This is a genomic window from Bradyrhizobium sp. LB14.3, from assembly GCF_040547985.1.
Lineage (GTDB): Bacteria > Pseudomonadota > Alphaproteobacteria > Rhizobiales > Xanthobacteraceae > Bradyrhizobium.
On sequence record NZ_JBEPQT010000013.1, the window covers coordinates 24801 to 42305 of the forward strand.

At 60.0% G+C, this 17505-nt stretch carries 17 protein-coding genes and 1 pseudogene; 11 read left to right on the plus strand and 7 right to left on the minus strand.

Features of this window, described 5'->3' with window-relative positions:
• Positions 1 to 238 precede the first annotated feature (238 nt).
• Positions 239 to 409: pseudogene (locus tag ABIB00_RS22720) on the plus strand (helix-turn-helix domain-containing protein); the annotation flags it as partial.
• A gap of 457 nt (positions 410 to 866) precedes the next feature.
• Here ABIB00_RS22720 and ABIB00_RS22725 read toward each other — a convergent pair.
• From ABIB00_RS22725 to ABIB00_RS22740, 4 genes are all read right to left on the minus strand, one after another.
• A complete protein-coding gene (locus ABIB00_RS22725; RefSeq protein WP_354105928.1) occupies positions 867 to 2159 on the minus strand; it encodes a hypothetical protein in 1293 nt (430 codons plus the stop codon).
• Between the two features lie 133 nt (positions 2160 to 2292).
• The gene (locus ABIB00_RS22730) at positions 2293 to 2913 is read right to left on the minus strand and encodes a hypothetical protein (RefSeq protein ID WP_354105929.1); all 621 of its coding nucleotides are present in this window, start codon (positions 2911 to 2913) and stop codon (positions 2293 to 2295) included.
• A 97-nt stretch (positions 2914 to 3010) separates the two neighbouring features.
• Positions 3011 to 3730 (minus strand): hypothetical protein, encoded by a 720-nt coding sequence (locus ABIB00_RS22735; protein WP_354105930.1) that lies wholly within the window; start codon positions 3728 to 3730, stop codon positions 3011 to 3013.
• 110 nt (positions 3731 to 3840) lie between these two features.
• Positions 3841 to 4560: a recombinase family protein gene (locus ABIB00_RS22740; protein WP_354105931.1), complete on the minus strand. Its 720-nt coding sequence runs from the start codon at positions 4558 to 4560 to the stop codon at positions 3841 to 3843.
• A 489-nt stretch (positions 4561 to 5049) separates the two neighbouring features.
• Here ABIB00_RS22740 and ABIB00_RS22745 point away from each other — a divergent pair, with 489 nt between their 5' ends.
• The 10 genes from ABIB00_RS22745 (at position 5050) to ptsN (ending at position 15727) form a co-directional block, all read left to right on the plus strand.
• Positions 5050 to 6231, plus strand: a complete 1182-nt coding sequence (locus ABIB00_RS22745) for a GmrSD restriction endonuclease domain-containing protein (RefSeq protein WP_354105932.1) — start codon at positions 5050 to 5052, stop codon at positions 6229 to 6231.
• A gap of 6 nt (positions 6232 to 6237) precedes the next feature.
• Positions 6238 to 6912, plus strand: coding sequence for a HEPN domain-containing protein (locus ABIB00_RS22750; RefSeq protein WP_354105933.1), 675 nt, complete (start codon positions 6238 to 6240; stop codon positions 6910 to 6912).
• Positions 6913 to 7610: 698 nt separating this feature from the next.
• On the plus strand, positions 7611 to 9134 hold the full coding sequence (locus tag ABIB00_RS22755; protein ID WP_354105934.1) for a hypothetical protein: 1524 nt from the start codon (positions 7611 to 7613) through the stop codon (positions 9132 to 9134).
• 161 nt (positions 9135 to 9295) lie between these two features.
• The gene (locus ABIB00_RS22760) at positions 9296 to 9910 is read left to right on the plus strand and encodes a ribonuclease D (protein ID WP_247352748.1); all 615 of its coding nucleotides are present in this window, start codon (positions 9296 to 9298) and stop codon (positions 9908 to 9910) included.
• A gap of 144 nt (positions 9911 to 10054) precedes the next feature.
• Positions 10055 to 10783, plus strand: coding sequence for an LPS export ABC transporter periplasmic protein LptC (gene lptC, locus ABIB00_RS22765; RefSeq protein ID WP_354105935.1), 729 nt, complete (start codon positions 10055 to 10057; stop codon positions 10781 to 10783).
• A 5-nt stretch (positions 10784 to 10788) separates the two neighbouring features.
• The gene (locus tag ABIB00_RS22770) at positions 10789 to 11499 is read left to right on the plus strand and encodes an LptA/OstA family protein (protein WP_354105936.1); all 711 of its coding nucleotides are present in this window, start codon (positions 10789 to 10791) and stop codon (positions 11497 to 11499) included.
• 173 nt (positions 11500 to 11672) lie between these two features.
• Positions 11673 to 12659, plus strand: coding sequence for an LPS export ABC transporter ATP-binding protein (gene lptB / locus ABIB00_RS22775; protein ID WP_354105937.1), 987 nt, complete (start codon positions 11673 to 11675; stop codon positions 12657 to 12659).
• A 90-nt stretch (positions 12660 to 12749) separates the two neighbouring features.
• Positions 12750 to 14363, plus strand: coding sequence for an RNA polymerase factor sigma-54 (gene rpoN, locus ABIB00_RS22780; protein ID WP_354105938.1), 1614 nt, complete (start codon positions 12750 to 12752; stop codon positions 14361 to 14363).
• Between the two features lie 83 nt (positions 14364 to 14446).
• Positions 14447 to 15046, plus strand: a complete 600-nt coding sequence (hpf, locus tag ABIB00_RS22785; RefSeq protein ID WP_354105939.1) for a ribosome hibernation-promoting factor, HPF/YfiA family — start codon at positions 14447 to 14449, stop codon at positions 15044 to 15046.
• A 219-nt stretch (positions 15047 to 15265) separates the two neighbouring features.
• Positions 15266 to 15727: a PTS IIA-like nitrogen regulatory protein PtsN gene (gene ptsN / locus ABIB00_RS22790; RefSeq protein WP_007598573.1), complete on the plus strand. Its 462-nt coding sequence runs from the start codon at positions 15266 to 15268 to the stop codon at positions 15725 to 15727.
• A gap of 577 nt (positions 15728 to 16304) precedes the next feature.
• Here the strand turns inward: ptsN and ABIB00_RS22795 are convergent.
• The 3 genes from ABIB00_RS22795 to ABIB00_RS22805 all read right to left on the minus strand — a co-directional run bounded on the left by ABIB00_RS22795 (position 16305) and on the right by ABIB00_RS22805 (position 17491).
• A complete protein-coding gene (locus ABIB00_RS22795; RefSeq protein ID WP_354048880.1) occupies positions 16305 to 16799 on the minus strand; it encodes a type II toxin-antitoxin system VapC family toxin in 495 nt (164 codons plus the stop codon).
• Positions 16796 to 17092 carry a type II toxin-antitoxin system Phd/YefM family antitoxin gene (locus tag ABIB00_RS22800; protein ID WP_354105940.1) on the minus strand — a complete coding sequence of 99 codons (297 nt, stop codon included), beginning with the start codon at positions 17090 to 17092 and terminating at the stop codon, positions 16796 to 16798. The genes ABIB00_RS22795 and ABIB00_RS22800 overlap by 4 nt, the downstream gene beginning before the upstream one ends.
• A gap of 126 nt (positions 17093 to 17218) precedes the next feature.
• Positions 17219 to 17491 carry a BQ00720 family protein gene (locus tag ABIB00_RS22805; protein ID WP_007598581.1) on the minus strand — a complete coding sequence of 91 codons (273 nt, stop codon included), beginning with the start codon at positions 17489 to 17491 and terminating at the stop codon, positions 17219 to 17221.
• Between the last annotated feature and the right edge of the window lie 14 nt (positions 17492 to 17505).

Here is a 17505-nt window from a genome sequence, read left to right on the forward strand (position 1 = left end):
GGATATCCGGGTTGGGTCACAAGCGGCCTCGTGACATTGAGCAGTGTCCGTTTTGTCCCCGCAAGCCGAAATCGGTTTATCTCCTAGCTAGCGCGTGTTGGCATATTCGGTTGCTGCCGCTTTACAGGCCGCCATTTTTGAGCAAGCAAACACGGCGCCATCGCGAAGGGCGCTATCGTAGGAATCGTCTTTGTAGTTGGCGTGAAGATAGGCCCCAAGCAAGGCCCGCAAAGGGCTAGGGCTGTCCCAAGAGGATTTGGCCCTAGAGGCTGGGCTGGATCGCACGTATGTCAGTCAAGTCGAGAGGGGCACTCGCAACTGCACCATCATCGTCCTGGCCCGCTTGGCTCGTGCCTTGAAGACGACCCCTGATCGGCTGCTTGTCCCCCAGAAGAGGATCCGGGGCTAGGCCTGAATTTCGTCCGGTGTCAGGCGGGGTCACTTTGAGCACCGGACCTCGGGTTAGGCCCGAACAGTGAGACCGTTGATTTAGCTCAATGGCCCCCTATGTCCCCTTGCCAAGTCTCAGGCATGGACGAGCCAGAGACCGAGAAACGTCCGACGCCCAAGCCGACGCGCATGGAGGAGGCTCGACGCATCATCGAGGAGTATGCCGATGACCTCCGCGAGATCATTAGGAAGCTGCGTAAGAGTATGCACTGAGACCGCCTTGGTCCGCACATATGGACTAGACTGAAGGGTTAGTTTTAGGGGATGTCCTTTGAGGCCGACCATGTAGGAGGGGTGGCGTCACCCTCCCAACTTGAGGGCAACTCTTTGAGGCACCGAGCTAACCCTCCAAGTCTTACACCTCAAAGTTTCCCCACACAGCTCCCTCTCCATTAGCAGAGGCGTAAGAACCTAAGTCACTGTTCTTTCGACGGAAATCGGATCGAAACAATCGCGCACGGGGAGCCGCTCCAGCGCTCGAAAACATCGCGCATGGCCTTTGCGGCGATCTCAGCCTTCGATTCCGCTACGAGCACGGCGTCATGGAGCGGCAAAGCAGTCACACCTACGCTCGCCAGATAGGTGATCACCTCGATAAGTATGTCGCTCTCGATGCGCATCAACTGGAAGCCCAGTCCCCTTCCGAATAACTTCGCGATAGGCGCATGGCGTGCGGTCAGCATCTCGATTGCCGGCCGGAGTTTCGTGCCTGCGGGGAAATGTTGGCGCGTGTCCTCGGGCCAATTTCCCAGCGGGCCGTCTGCAAACAAGAGGGCATTCATCAGCTTCTTGCAGCCATCGCGCCCGGTGCTATCTCCGAACACGTCATAGATGTCGCCCTCGGGCTGCGGCTGTCCTGCCCGCACATAGGCAAGACGTGGAAAGAGTTGCCGATAATCAACGTCTGCAATCCGTTCGCCATCGACGCGGATAGTCTCGCGTTGCGAACGCTCCATTGACATCCAGAAACCGCCAGCAAGCCGCCCGCCATGTTGCCATGTTCCGTTATTGAAGATGCGGCGGAGCGAGCGACGATAGGGGGCGATGATCTGGCCATCCTTTCCCACAGAGAGGCTGGAGCTTTGACCGATGACCTCGATGTCCGCTTCGCGCAGAGACTTATTGATGCGGCGGATTTGGTTCGCAAACTTCTTGGTCCGCGCGGTCTCGGCAAAAGGAATGGCGGCGGCGCGGCCCTCGATGTCCTTGCCTTCTTTGAGGATGACCAACACCGGATCGTCAATCTGATGCACGTCACGCCAATCCGGCGGTGCTATTGGCAGATGCTCCACAAGGCGGTCAGTTGGCCCAATGAGCGACGGCACCTTCACTTTGGCGGAAACCCTGTAGCCCCGTTGCTTGTCGGTGATGAGTCCCAGCGATACCAACAAATCGATGGACGTCAGGAAGTGCTGCCCGAACACGGGGTTTGTTCGTCCCGTGCCCTGCCAGATGAAGTTGTGAGAGCGCGGCACAGCAAGGAGAGCATCGGTGGCGACGGCCTTCAGCAGTATCAGATTGCAGGCAAGCGCCTCAACTGCGACAGCAAACTTCTCCCGGTCGCCGTCCTTCCGCGCCCGCTTGCGAAGGCCGCTCGCACTCTCGTGCTCGCATAAGGCATCGCTGAGCTTCCGGATCGTCTCTCGAAGCTCGGCGCTCTTTGCGCGTAGTTGCGGGTCAAACCACATTGTTTTGGATTGAGCGGCCATCGGTGATTGAGGGGCTGATTGCCTAAGATCGGTGTTCAAAGTGACCCGCTGAAACATCGAACATGCACGCACCGTCGAAGTGCCACCTGATTTCTCGGGAGCGAGGTTGTTGCGCGAAATTCTCGGGGCGGGCCTAACTCGGCTTCGATCGGCGGCCGTAGCGCTGCTTATACGCCGACACGCCCGGGAGGTGCCGCTCCAAGGTAAGCTCGCAAGCCGTCCCCAACAAACGGCCCATCAGGCGCAAAACTTGCCCAGTCGATTTAGGATAAACTCGCTTTGTCGAACGGTGCGCTCGCCCCTGAGCGTCATAGGTCACCCATCCCGTGCCGCTTGCCAATCGGTGGACGGCCTTAGCAACCTGAACCGTGCGAAACTCCCTCGTCCGGTGCCCCTTGGATTCCGCCAGCGAGGTCACAGCCAGGACGATAGAGAGAATGCGTTCGGGCTCGACCTTTGCGACACGTAATCTCGCCAGCCCTATCTTCGCCCTTTTGGCAGCGGACATGCCCTTCAGTCGAGTGGCGATCTCCACCGGCCCAGCCTCGTCTAATGTCGTGCGGAGGGCGGCTATCGCTGCGGCGATGACCTTGTCGTTGGCTGCCATAAGGCAGACGTAAGCGTTGGCGGCGGTTAGATACGGCTTTAGTTCAGCGGCCGTGTAGGTGTTGAGCCAATAGCTGCCGTGTCGCGCCCGGCGCTCCACATGTTCCCGGCAGTGGTGCGGAGCCAACCCCAGCTTCGCGGCCTTCATGGTTGGCTGCCCGCAGCCCGGGATGGCACAGGTAGCGGCAGCCGTGAGCGGGCCCAAACGGATGCGTTCCTTCAGGGCCTTCGTCTGTTTTGAGCGACTAAACATAGCCGGCCCTCGAACGTAGATACTTTTCGTGCACGGCATCCGCAATGTACAGAGCAGTCCAGAGTAGCTCTTCATAGACGGCCGCAGTCAGGCCCGATGGATGGACGCCTTGCCGGGTCGCTTTCTGAAATAAATCGACGGCAAACCGAACTACTGTTCCCCGGTCGCTGGATATCTGCTTCGTCTTCTTGCCGCTGAGTCTGAGAAGATTCTTGCACAGCCAATGCAGAGTTACGCGCCGATAGTCATAATGAGCAGCCTTGCCCGCGCCCTCCTCGGTCACCGCCCAAGCGGGCGTATTGGCAACGATCCGACGAAGTGAGAAATTCTTACGCGAGTTTGATCCGGCGAATGCGACGTAGACATATTGGCCGAGGTTTGACTTGTCGTACACGAAACGGCCACCCGAAAGCTCAAGCAGTAGCATCACGTTGAAATACCAAGGGTCGAAATAGCGGAAATTCTTAACCGTCTTGTCCACGAGTTTTGCCGAAATGGTCGGCCAAACGCGGTCTTTGGCTTTATCGATACTGTTCGCGGGAAGGATTAGGCTGCTGGGAAAACGCGCGCTGAGAAGCGTCACGGGATCGGGCAATTCTTTGCGAGCGCCTTCCACGTACTCGGCTGATTCCTGCAAGTACTTCATGCACGCTTCGAGCGCGTCGCGAACATTCTGGTCATATCGAAGGGGTTCTGCGCTTTGCTTAGACATTTCTTCGCCTGTGGTGATTCCAGTTTCTCTATTTATTCATTCGCGCCGGTGAGAGAATGAGCAGGCGAGCAGAAAATTTCTAAAGTTCTCCCCCTTGAAAAAAGCGAAAGTCAGACTCGTTTTCGTTCGCGCTGAACAGGCGTAGTGAGTCGCGCCTCAATCAGTGAGACGGCAGGTGCCGACCAGTTGCCCCGCCCTCTTGCTGTAGGGATCCCCAGCGCGGTTAAGGCCCGTGCGATCTCTGTGGGTGACTGCACCCCCTCGGCCCTGAGTTGCTTCAAAAGAGGCGCTAAGTCCGCCGCTCGCCGGTCCGCATGAACTGACTGTGCCTCCCTGCCAAGCGCTCTCGTGTCCGGCGTCAGACCTCCGCCCCGATAGCCCCCGAGCCGCCGCCCTCTTGCCTTAGCTACTGCGAGTGCTGCCTTCGTGCGTGCCGAGATCATGCCGGCCTCCAGCTCTGCAACGGCTGCCATCTGTTGGAGCATGAAGCGCCCGGTGGGTCCCTCGATGGAGGGGAGGTCCGCGAACCGTACATCCACCCCCGCCTCTAATAGGCGCGACAGGAAGGCCACCGAGCGCGTGAGCCGATCAACCTTCGCCACCACAAGGGCCGCACGATGGAGCCGCGCTGAGGTGAGCGCCTGCTCTAGTGCTGGCCTTCCATCTCTCCGCCCGCTCTCGACCTCCGTGAACTCCGCGATGATGTTGGCTGGGCTGCCCGCGAGATACTGCGCGACGGCCGCCCTCTGGGCATCTAGGCCCAAGCCCGATTGGCCCTGTCTGCGGGTGGACACTCGATAGTAGGCAACGAACTTCCGTTTGACGTCCATTCGTCCTCACTCACTCTCGCGCGAAAAACTTGATCGACCGGCGTTGTCACCATATTTTTCGAAGGACTAGCAAGCAACGGCGTTTGTCTGAGTCAAATTGACTCACCATTTGTACGTAGGCCACGCCCTCGAAGGAGCGAAGGAAAAGAAAGGATGCCAGGTTCGCATTTCCAGAATCCGAAGGTGGCGGGAGGGGGAAGTCGAGCTGCTGTGCCCAAGGAGGTCACGTCTTGAATACGAGACCCCCACGAGTTTTTGGGCTGGGCTATTACGGCGCTTAAGCGTCCAGTCTCCGTGCGGACCCCAACATTTTTGCTGTTGCAGGTGCGCCTCGCATTGAACTGTTCGGGTCGAGTAGTCCGACCTTATCTTCTTTGATCTAGTCGCTCGCTGCCACCGTCGAGTTGATCCTCTCTTTCTTAATGGCTTGCCGCACCTGGAATGCTCTTCTAAGCTGGCGCTGTTTTGCTTCTCTGAGATGGGCGTTATATGTCGGACACTGACGATTTAGACTGGAATGAGGAGCTCGAAGAAGAAGTCTCCGTGAGTGAGCCGCGGAATCTCGTTGTCTTCTCCCGTGATTGGACAGTCGAGACGATCGTTCGGCAGATCGAGAGAGAGAACATTGATCTCAATCCCAAGTTTCAGAGGCGTAACGCTTGGACTGATGAAAAGCGAAGTAAGCTAATTGAGTCGCTGCTTATCGGCGTTCCGGTTCCGGAAATTGTCTTGGCTGAAGATCAGAGCAAGAAAGGCGCGTTCTTAGTCATCGATGGAAAACAGCGGTTACTAGCGGTCGCTGGGTTTCTTGAACCAAAGTTTGAATTTTGGAAGGTGCCTAAACTTCGTGGGCTGAAAACGCGTAGCGACCTTAACGCTAAATCGTTCGTGGAGCTTGGTTCGTCTGCACAGGGTCAGCAGGAGGAATCCGAAAGCGAAGACCAGAGGGGCCTGCGCAACGCGGACATCCGGTGCACTATCATTTCAAACTACAAGGACGTGGGGGTTCTGTACGACATTTTTTATCGTTTGAACGCAGGTTCTGTCCCGCTATCTTCTCAGGAACTCCGCCAAGTTCTTAATCGGGGGCCTTTCGCCGATTTCATTATCGAGTCGACAAATAAAGAATTGCCCCTCCATACCGTGATGCGTCTCGAAGAGCCTGACGCGCGGCTGCGCGACGCAGAGATTTTGCTCCGATACATTGCGTTTTCGAAGTATGGTGACGACTACGACGGCAATCTCACCCCTTTTCTTGACGCGACCATGGTCAAGATGAATAAAGGTTGGGCCGCTGACCGAAAGGCCGAGGCTACCGGCTTGTTCGACCAGTTCAACACCGGGACTGAGAGGTTGTTGCAGGTGTTCCCAGCGAACAAGGTCGGTCGAAAATTTGTAAAAGACTGGGAAAGCCGATTCAATCGGGCGCTATTTGAAGTGCAGGTGTATTACTTTGCCCGAATTCCAGAGCAGGCATTCATTGCCCATCAGCAGGGTTTTGTCGAGGCGTTCAAAGCATTCAGTTCAACCAAGCGCGCTTTTCAGGACAGTATTGAAACCACGACTAAAACGAAAGAGCGCTACTTCACTCGGTTTGACCTTTTTCGCGAGCTCGTGAACGAGACATTTCACACGACGATCAATGAAGTTCCCGTGCCGAAGCCTGAATGATTGAACATGCCTCTCGTGGACGATCTAAGCGCTGAGCTGGGCCGCCAAATAGAACAGGTCGAAGCAGAGTTCCTTTCCCGTTATTTCCCCGCTAATCCTGATGACGGACCAGATAAGTATCATCTTCATGTGAAAGCGTACTGCTTGCTAGCGCATGCGGCGTTTGAAGACTTTGTTGAGAAGATCTCATTCGCGCTGATGAAATTCTCTATAGAGCACTGGTATGAAACCAGAGTCATTGCGCAGCCGCTTCTTGCTTTGTGTATCTCTTACGGAGCTAAGCTAAAGATTGAGGAAATTGAGGAGGCAGAGCAGCCGCGACACTTTGATGCTTTGCGAAAAGTCTTTGACGACGTGAAACAAGCTCACTCAAGGGCAGTCACGGACAACCATGGATTCTCGCTGAAATATCTTCGCTCGATATTGACTCCGGTTGCCATTGACATCTCGACCGACCCTCCTTTCTCGAACTCATTGCGAACGCTTTCCGATGCTCGCGGATCGTATGCACATACCGCTGCGGAGCTAGCAAATTTTACAGACCGAAGGAGAGCCAAGCACCCGATGACGCCAGAAAAGGCGCGCGAGGTAGTGGAAGATTGTTTGAAGCTTTGCCTCAAGATCGCAAGCGATGCACGTAAGGTACTGGAGCAAGCACCTGACAGAGATGTCGATGGTTAAGCCCACAACACTGGCCTAGCTCAACGGGTTTCGAGGCGTCGCGTCGCGACTTGCATGGCTCTAGAAGTTCGACCGAGCAGGCGAAGCTTCGCGGGGAACGGTGCGTACAGTTCTGCTGTATTCACCGGCAGCAAACGAAAGAGCGTGCGCTGCTTTAGAGAGTTCCAAGAATGGTCTCTCGCGTGGGCTCGCGGGGCCGATGCGAGCTCGCCATCTCGGTTGTGCAATTCGGGCTCAGCGATCAACCATGGTGATCCCGGAGGGAGCGAGGGAAACTCGACTAGTCAGGAACTTGCCCATGGAACGAAACTGTGTAACATCGTTCCAGCGCAACGCCGATTTGCTAATGTTTTCAACGTTCGTTTCCGGAGTCGATGCAATCCTTTCCTGGGCACCATCTTTCTCAGCAGCTCTTTGACGTGACGGCAGAATCGGCGCCGGACCGGCGTCTCTTCGCCGCCCCGCTGCTGGCGCGCTCTGCGCCCCGCCGTCTCCGAGCGGACCAAACCCCCGCGCGCGGTAGAAAATTCGGTTTTGACGGTCTGGAGCCGCCCGGTTTCATCCGGTCAAACCCCGTCGATTGCGCCATCCGAATTTACTCCACTTTAGACAACTTGGCCTAAGTCAGCGGTCAGGCTCGCAACCGGCGGTCGGCGAGCACGCAGAGCCATCGGGCTCGCTTTGTCGTGAGGGAAGCGGTGGATCAGTACCAGGTCTGGCGCGCGTCGGCATTCGACAAGGTTGCGAACGCGATCAGCCCGTTTTTCCTGAGATCGGGAATTTATCTGTTCCTGATCTCGTTCATTTGCCTGTTCTACCTCTTGAACGCGCCGCTTCTGCTCGGTCACTACGATCTGGGCTGGCATCTGGCGGCCGGAGATCTCATCCGGGACAGCAACGCTATCCCGCCCCAGGACCCCTGGTCGTTCACCCACGGCGACAAGCCATGGTTCAATCTGTCCTGGCTCTGGGACGCGCTTGCCAGTGCGACGTTTCAATACGCGGGCTTTGGCGGCCTCGTCGTGCTGACGGTGGCCTGTGGCGCGGCGATCGTCGGCACCCTGACTGCGATCTCTCTTGGCTACGGCGCGTCGGCGATCGCGGTTTGCGTCTCGGTCTTCTTTGCCTGCCTGCTCTATCCCGCCTACGAAGCTTCGCCGAACATGTATCTCGCGGTCTCGCCGAATACATGCACGATGTTGTTCTGCGTCGTCTTCTACCGCGAGTGCCTGAGACGAACGCGATGGTTCGTGCTTCCCGTGTTGATGGCGCTCTGGGCCAATCTGCACGGTGGCTTTCTGCTCGGCTTCTTCGTGATCGGCGTGTTCTTCGGCGCGGCCTTGCTCAGAGCGGCCTGGTCTGACCTCAGGATCCTTGCGCTCACCGGAATCGGGTGTCTTGCTGCGACATTCGTCAACCCGCTCGGCTGGAATATCTATGCCGGCGCCGCCGCGACGATGGGGCACTTCGTCCAGGGCAATATCGGCGAATGGCTGTCCTACTATCACAACATGGAAATGCCCGGCAGCATTCCCGGCATCCTGTACATGCTGGTCTTCGTTGCGCTCGAGCTGCGCTACAGAAACTCCAGGCCAATCCCGCTCGAACCGAGATTGATGTCCTGGCTGTTCCTGATTCTGGGGCTGTATCAGTTCAGGTACATCGCCTTCTTCTTCATCTTCTCGACCGCGCCGATGGCGCTTCACCTCAGCCGCTTGCTGCCGGAACGTCTCACGGGTCTCGATGTGCGTGGACCGTTGCTTGCCGCCGGCATCGTCGGTCTGTGCACCCTGCCGATGGCCTACTTACGCGTTGCGCCGGCGCTCGCACTTCCGCAGATGCTGTCGACCGAAGATGCCGGCTATCTGCAAAAGCATCTCGCAGGTCAGCGGGTGCTGAACAATTGGAACGTCGGCGGTTACCTGATTTTCGCGACGCACGGAACTGTCCCTCTGTTCGTCGATGGCCGCGCCGCAACGGCCTATCCGGATGATCTGCTGCGCGACTATTTCAAGCTGGTGAGCTGGGCGGTCGACGAAGCCGCGTGGGACATGGTGCTCGACAAATACCGGATCGACGCCGTGCTATGGGTCAAGGCGCACGACCAGCTCCGGCAGTTTCTGGTGGAGCGCCGAGGCTGGCGCGAGCAATACACCGGCGCCTACGAGACCATTTACGTCAGGCCCCAATCCGGTTTTGCCGGCGATGCCAAAAGACAATGACGAACGACGATGACGAGTAGCGCCGCAGCTCTGTATGACCAGCCGCGCCTGATGCTTGCGCCGGCGGCTGCCAGCGGATACATCGCGGCCGGCCCTCGCCAGCGTCTGTCCCGGGTATTAGCCTGCCAAAGCGCACCGATTCGATTGAGGTTTGAAACGCCATGACCGTACGCCTGCACCGCGGCGACCTGCCCGATCTGTCCCGCTACACCGGAGCGGTGGCGATCGACACCGAGACCATGGGCTTGAATCCGCACCGCGACCGGCTCTGCGTAGTGCAGCTCTCGCCCGGCGACGGCAGCGCAGACGTGGTGCAGATCCCCAAGGGGCATACCGACGCGCCGAATTTGAAGGCCCTGCTGGCCAATCCCGCGATCACAAAGATCTTCCACTTTGCGCGGTTCGACGTCGCGGTGCTCTACCAGACGTTTGGCGTCATGACCGGGCCGATCTACTGCACCAAGATCGCCTCCCGCCTGATCCGCACCTATACCGACCGCCATGGCCTCAAAGACCTCGTGCGCGAGGTGCTCAATGTCGATCTCTCCAAGCAGCAGCAATCGAGCGATTGGGGTTCCGACAGCCTGACCGAGCCGCAGCTCGCCTACGCCGCCTCCGACGTGCTGCATCTGCACGGCTTGCGCGAGCGGCTCGATGCCATGCTGGCGCGGGAAGGCCGCACCGCGCTGGCAAAAGCCTGTTTCGACTTCCTGCCGACCCGCGCCCTGCTCGACCTCCAGGGCTGGGCCGAAGAAGACATCTTTGCGCATTCCTAGAGCTTCGCGTGGCGGCTCGCTTGGGCGGTCGCCCCGTTTCGGTCACTTTCCTGACGGCCTGTCGCCGGCTGCATATTTTGGCGTTGCCGGCTACAATGGGGCGCCCGTCAACCGGACCAGGCGAGCGACACCTCAGGAGCCCAGTTGAATTCGGCCCATAATCCCACCTATGACGCCGCGCTTGCGGCGAAGTTCGCCGGCGCGGCTCGCCACAGCCGCCTGGTGCGGATTCTGCGCATCGCGGTGCCGGCGACGGTGGCCGTGGCCATGGCTGTGATCGTGGCCGTGTCAACCTTCCTCAATCCCTTCAAGATCCCGGTGAAGCTCGACTCCGGAAACCTCGTGGTGACAGGCACCAAGATCACGATGGAATCGCCGCATATGTCCGGCTTCACCCCGGACCAGCGGCCCTACGAGCTCTGGGCCAAGACCGCGACACAGGACATCACCGATCCCGACCATGTCGATCTCCATGATTTGCGCGCGAAAGTGCTGATGGAAGACCAATCGACCCTTTTCCTCGATGCCCGCACCGGACGGTTCGACAACAAGCAGCAGCAGCTCGACCTGCACAAGGACATCTTCCTGCGCACCTCGACCGGCTACGAGGCGCGGCTGAACTCGGCCTTTGTCGACATGGGCAAGGGCACGGTCTCGTCGGATGAGCATGTCGACGTCAAGCTGACCAACGGCACGCTGACCGCCGATCGGCTGCGGATCACGGAAGGCGGCGATGTCGTCCGCTTCGAGGGCAATGTGGTGATGCATCTCGACAAGCTGGACGATCCTGCCGCCGCTCAGCCTGTGCCATCCGAGCCTGCGCCGCCGGTGAAGACGCGCACGCCCCAGAACAAGTCTGCCAATTCAAAGTGATTTTCATGATCAGGTTTTTTCCGCGCAACAAAGACAAGCGGCGCGTCATCACTGGTGCGGCCGCGCTCGCCGTCGGCGTCGCACTGGTCGCAACGGGTGCGGCAATCGCGCAGAGCACGATGCAAGGCGTGCCCAACGCGATGCAGGGCTTCTCGCAGAATCGCGATCAACCGATCCAGATCGAAGCTGCCTCGCTCGAGATGCGCGACAAGAAGAAGGAGGCGACCTTCTCCGGCAATGTGAAGGTCATCCAGGGCGACACCACCATGACCTCGAAGACGCTGGTGGTGTTTTACGATTCGGGCGGCGACAAGCCGGCGACACCGCAGCCTGCGGCGAAGGCGACAAAGGGCGCTCCGATGCAGTCGGCGACGCCGGGACCGGGCGGCAGCTCCTCGATCAAGCGGCTGGAGGCGCGCGGCAATGTCGTCGTCACCCAGAAGGACCAGGTGGTGACAGGCGAGACCGCCGTGTTCGACACCAGGACCAATCAGATCACCATGCTCGGCGGCGTCGTCTTGACGCAGTGCAAGAACGTGCTGCGCGGCGACCGGCTGGCGGTCGACATGACCACCGGCGTGTCCCGTGTGGAATCCGACACCGGCCGGGTGCAGGCGCTGCTGCCACAAGGCGGCGGCAATGATTGCGGATCCGGAGGATCGGGCAAGCCCGGCGCGGGGCCTTTGCAACTGCCTGGCGCGAGTAAGCCGAAGTAAATTTGAAGAATGATTTCAAATGCTTGGGCCGAGCACTGCTGATCCGAGGTTGAAGCTTGCCCGGCGAGACTGTATCTGGTGCGAAGGGCTTTCGAAGCGGGGTTCGCCGCTTATCGGGGGTGTTTCACTGGGCAGTTCCGCGCAGGATCGTCGCGAAAGGCTAGAAGGCGGGGATGGTCGATCTCTTCAGCATGTTCCGTCGGCGCCCCGCCAAGCGCGGCCGGCCAGGATTTGCGCGTCAGGACATCACCGCGCTCGGTGACAGCGTCGGCGGTCTCGTGGCCAGCCCTGTCCGAGACGCGCCGCCGATTGCCCGTGACCAGCCGATCCATACGCCCGACCAGTTCCATCAAGCCGCGCCGCGTGCGCAGGCGGTTCATCCCGTCAGGGCCGCCGCCAGGCCCAATGGTTCCGGCGGGCCTCAGCTCTTGAAGCGGCCGGGCTACCTGGCTGTGCATAGCGTGGAAAAGAGTTTTGGCAGCCGTCAGGTCGTGCGCGGCGTCAGCATCTATGTGCGCCGCGGCGAAGCGGTCGGCCTGCTCGGTCCGAACGGCGCCGGCAAGACCACCGTGTTCTACATGATCACCGGCCTGATCAAGGCCGACCGCGGCGCGATCGAACTCGACGGCCACGACGTCACCAAGCTGCCGATGTATCAGCGTGCGCGACTGGGCATCGGCTATCTGCCGCAGGAAGCCTCGATCTTCCGCGGCCTCACCGTCGAGCAGAACATCCGTGCCGTGCTTGAAGTGGTCGAGCCCTCGCGCAAGAAGCGCGAGCAGCAACTCGACTCGCTGCTCGACGAATTCAACATCACGCGCCTACGTAAATCGCCGTCGATCGCGCTGTCCGGCGGTGAGCGGCGCCGCGTCGAGATCGCGCGTGCGCTGGCGACGCGTCCGAACTACATGCTGCTCGACGAGCCTTTTGCCGGCATCGATCCAATCGCGGTCGGCGACATCCAGGACCTCGTTCGCCATCTCACCAACCGCGGCATCGGCGTGCTGATCACCGATCACAATGTTCGCGAGACGCTCGGCCTCACCGATCGCGCCTACATCGTCTATGCCGGTGAAATCCTGACCGAGGGGAGCCCGGATGAGATCGTCGCCGATCCGGACGTACGCCGTCTTTACCTTGGCGAGGAGTTCCGCCTCTAGCCCGATTTTCCATTTCGTCAAGACGTGTACATCAGGCTCGGACTAGGATAAGCAAAAATCGGACCAACTTTTGGGATCGGTTCTTGCTTCATGGCGCTTACGCAGAGATTAGAGTTCCGGCAATCGCAGTCGCTGGTCATGACGCCGCAGTTGATGCAGGCGATCAAGCTGCTGCAATTGTCCAATCTCGATCTCACGACGTTCGTGGAAGAGGAACTCGAGCGTAATCCGCTGCTGGAGCGGGCCAATGACGAGCCCCCGGCCGGCGAAGCCCCGGCCGAGACCGGCCAGTTCAACGATAGCGACGGCGGCCACAATGACGAGCCCGGCGGCGGTCCGGGCGAGGCCTTCGAACCCGGCCAGGAAGAATGGATGAGCAAGGATCTCGGCACCCGCGCCGAGATCGAGCAGACCATGGACACCGGCCTCGATAACGTCTTCTCCGAGGAGCCGGCCGAGGCTGCCGCTCGCAACGCCCAGGATGCGGCGCCGACCACCTATACGGAATGGGGCGGCGGTGCCTCCGGTGACGAGGCCTACAATCTCGAAGCCTTCGTCGCCGCGGAGACCACGCTCGGCGACCACCTCGCCGAGCAGCTATCGGTTGCTTTCACCGGGGCCGCGCAGCGCATGATCGGCCAGTACCTGATCGACCTCGTCGACGAGGCCGGCTATCTGCCGCCGGATCTCGGCCAGGCCGCCGAGCGGCTTGGCGCATCGCAACAGGACGTCGAGAACATTCTTGCCGTGCTGCAAAAATTCGATCCGCCCGGCGTCTGCGCGCGCAATTTGAGCGAATGCCTGGCGATCCAGCTCCGCGAGCTCGACCGCTACGATCCCGCGATGCAGGCCCTGGTCGAGCATCTCGATCTCCTCGCCAAGCGCGACGTCGGAGCCTTGCGCAAGCTCTGCGGCGTCGACGACGAGGACATCGCCGACATGATCGGCGAGATTCGCCGGCTCAATCCCAAGCCCGGCATGAAGTTCGGCTCGGCCCGGCTCCAGACCATGGTGCCTGACGTCTATGTCCGCCCCGGTCCCGACGGCGGCTGGCATGTCGAGCTCAACAGCGACACCTTGCCGCGCGTGCTGGTCAACCAGACCTACTATTCGCAGCTCTCGAAGAAGATCGGCAAGGACGGCGACAAGTCCTATTTCACCGACGCGCTCCAGAATGCGACCTGGCTGGTGCGCGCGCTCGACCAGCGCGCCCGCACCATCCTGAAGGTCGCGACCGAGATCGTGCGCCAGCAGGACGGCTTCTTCACCCATGGCGTGGCGCACCTGCGGCCGCTGAATCTGAAGGCCGTCGCCGACGCCATCCAGATGCATGAATCGACGGTGTCGCGGGTCACCGCCAACAAATACATGGCGACCAATCGCGGCACGTTCGAGCTGAAATATTTCTTCACAGCCTCGATCGCTTCGGCTGACGGCGGCGAGGCGCATTCGGCCGAAGCCGTGCGTCACCACATCAAGCAGCTGATCGATTCGGAGGCGCCGTCCGCGATCCTGTCCGACGATACCATCGTGGAACGCTTGCGCGGCTCGGGCATTGATATTGCCCGCCGCACGGTCGCGAAGTACCGCGAAGCCATGCGCATTCCTTCCTCGGTGCAACGCCGCCGCGACAAGCAGAGCGCTCTTGGTAACGTCCTCTCCACCGCAATGTCCGATCGCTCCCGCAGCACCGTGCCGGCCTGATTGCGCTGGCGCGAAATCGCGCTACTCTCATCCCCCCTTCGCGGCCGATCCAAGCTAGGCAGTCAAACCAAGCGAGGTATCACATGACTCTTCGGATTTCGGGAAAGAGCGTCAGCGTCGGCGAGGCCCTGCGCGGCCGCGTCACCGACCGGACTGAAGAGGTCCTGCGTAAATATTTCGACGGCAACTATTCCGGGCACATCACGCTCAGCAAGGACGGCTTCGGCTTCCGCACCGACTGCGCGCTGCACCTCGATTCCGGAATTACGCTGGAGGCCGATTCGAACGCGCCCGATGCCTATGCCAGTGCCGACCTGGCGCTCCTGATGATCGAGAAGCGCCTCAAGCGCTACAAGAGCCGGCTCAAGGACCGCTCGGCCCGCAAGGCCCATGTCGCCTCCGCCGCTCTCGCCGCCATGGATGCCACGAGCTACGTGCTGGAAGCGCCGGTCGAGGGTGAGGACGAAGACGAGGTCACCGGCTACAGCCCCGTGATCATCGCCGAGGCCACCACCTCCCTGAAGCAGCTTTCGGTGAGCGAGGCCGTCATGGAGCTCGACCTCAGCGGTGCGCCCTGCCTGGTTTTCCAGCACGGCTCCAGCGGCCGGGTGAACATCATTTACCGCCGGGCCGACGGCAATGTGGGCTGGATCGACCCGCCGGGGGCCAAATCAGGTGGTTAGGGCCGGAACCGGGGCCCGTACCATCCGCAGCCTTAACAATGACGGGGGCAAAGCCGCACGCAGCAGTTGGCACCGGGATTGCGTTGGAGTAGAAGCGCCCCACATCAGGACCGGGCTAAGTTCCCCTCCTGCTTCACCTTCTTGACGCCGGCCCGGCGTGGTTCTCACCAAGCCGGCCAATTCGGAACCTGACGGTTTAATTCACCTCGGAAACCTTCCATGCCGATTACCGATCTGGTCGCGCCCGAGGCGATTCTCCCGGCATTGAAGGTCAACAGCAAGAAGCAGGCGCTCCAGGAACTCGCCGCCAGGGCGGCCGAGCTGACCGGCCAGAACGAGCGCTCCGTGTTCGAGGTGCTGCTGCAGCGTGAGAAGCTCGGCACCACCGCGGTCGGCTACGGCGTCGCCATTCCCCACGGCAAGCTGCCCAAGCTGGAAAAGATTTTTGGCCTGTTCGCGCGTCTCGATCGTCCGATCGATTTCGAATCGATGGATGGCCAGCCGGTCGATCTCGTCTTCCTGCTGCTCGCCCCCGAAGGCGCCGGCGCCGATCACCTGAAGGCGCTCGCCCGCATCGCCCGCCTGCTGCGCGACCAGGACATCGCCAAAAAGCTCCGCGCTTCGCGCGACGCCCAGGCGATCTATTCCGTGCTGGCACTGCCGCCCGCGACTGCGGCTTAACAGGTTAGAGCCAATCGTTCATATATCGAGACTTCGCTCGCTCCTTTGCTCGACCAGATTTGCCGACGCTTTCTAAGGGAGAGCTTTCAGGTACTGCGACGGGGGCGTGCCTCCGTAAACTTCGCGAGGGGGCTGGCCCTTGATTACATTTCCCGTACTCGCCGGCATGTTTGGATGGTTGGCCAGCGTAGCTTGGCAATTGCGGCTTGCGAGTACCAAGGGAAAAGTTTGGAGCCGTAACGGCTATGTAACCCGTACAAGTAACGAGACAGTTTTCGGCGCCTGCGTGTGTTTCTACTGGGTCGCACTTGGGTGGGGAGCCGTGATGCTATTTTGCATGGTGATATCGATTATCAGGCAAATCTAGAACTGAGCATGACCCGGATTTGAGCATCCCGGCGTCGCCTTCCGGCTGATAGCACGCAGTATGCGGAAGCAAAGCGGGCACGCTTTCGTGCGAAGGCATGCCCCGCTTGAGATCCTAATCGTGCGACGTGCGTACGCTCAGTGCACGCTCACCGCTTGCAGCTCCTTGCTCCAAGCGTTGGCGACTGCGGCGTAAGTCAACTTCCTTCCGCTATAGGGTAGAGATTGCTTCGAGCGTCACTGGCGGCCGCATCAGCGTCTCGTTGCCGTGGCGATAGAACTTCTGCGTCCAGGGGTTAAACACCGGCACGCGTGCTTCGATGAATTCGTCGATGTCCCGTGTGACTACGGCGAGATCTTGCAGGGCTGCGATGGCTGCAATGAACAGATCCGGTTGGCCGAATGTGTGGCCGCGCTTGCGACCCTCAACGATCATCGCCTTCCACCGCACGATCGCGTCTTCGGTGATGGCAAGGATCCGTCTCGCAAACAATGGTCGCACTGTGTTTTCCAACCACGATCGAAGATCGGCGCGCCTGGTAGCATCGGACAATTGTTCGATGCCGTAGACAATCTCCGCGATCGTTACGTCGCTAACGTAGAGTTCCTCTCCACTTTGGCTCGCGACGAAATCCATGACGTCAGGATTGGGCTGGGGCCTACGTAGTTCCGACACGACGTTGGTATCGAGCAGCCAGCCCCTCAAAGCTCGACATCCCGAACGCTGGACTTGACCGTCAGGCGCTCGAATTCCACGTCGGCTAGCGGGGACTTCGCAAAGGCCGTCACAATATCGCGGCCGCTCACGGGTCGCTGAAGGCGATCGAATTCCTCTGCGGCAACGATAACCGCCGCATCCTTGCCGTGCAGTGTAACCCGTTGTGGTCCTGTGCGCTGGGCCTCCCTGACAATCTGACTCAGGTGAGTTTTTGCATCTTGAAGGCTCCATCGGCGCGATCTGGTGCCATTCTTGGAAGAGGGACGCTTTGCGGTGGTCATGCTCATCGCCTCTAGTCTAAACAACCAAAATTTAGCATATCCGAATTTGACCGCCAAAGCAAAACGGGCACGCCTTCGTCCGAAGGCATGCCCGCTTGAAACTCTATTCGTGCGACGCGCGCGCGCTCAGTGCACGCTCACCGCTTGCAGCTCGTTGCTCCAGGCGTTGGCGATCGCGGCTTCGCGGCTGTCGGTCAGCATGATCGGCGTGCCGTCGGCGGCGTGGAGCGCGAAGAGCTTGAGGCCCGGCGCGATCTTCGGCGCTTCGGGAAACAGGCCCGGCACATCCTCCGAGCGGATCTGCTTCACATAGGCGATATGGCCTTCGCCGAGGGTTGCCAGTGTCTCGGGAGAGACGTTCTTGGCTTCGTATTCGAACGCAACATGACCTTCACTCATGGTCTCGACTCCTC